Raw genomic sequence first — 239 nt, forward strand, 5'->3', positions numbered from 1 at the left:
GCCCCGATACGATTCAACATCTTTTAAATGAAAATATTTTAGAAATTGCCTCATTATGGCTATTTTTAATGGCTGCAATGACCTTTGTCGCGTATTTAAATTCAAAGGGGTTTATAGAAAATATTGTGCACCGTGTTATGCCAAAAAGTATTAGCGAAAAAAAGCTCATGTTTTTGGTGGGTGGTTTTGCGTTTTTGTTTTCGTCGATTTCAGATAACGTAACAGCGACGCTTATATCG

General features: G+C 35.6%; 1 protein-coding gene. It reads left to right on the forward strand.

The window, feature by feature from the left end; all coding sequences use genetic code 11:
* On the forward strand, positions 1-239 hold a 239-nt coding region (locus AAEY87_RS14375; RefSeq protein WP_350657656.1), incomplete at both ends, for an SLC13 family permease.

This window comes from Psychrobacter sp. S1-30-MNA-CIBAN-0213 (genome assembly GCF_040309845.1).
Lineage (GTDB): Bacteria > Pseudomonadota > Gammaproteobacteria > Pseudomonadales > Moraxellaceae > Psychrobacter.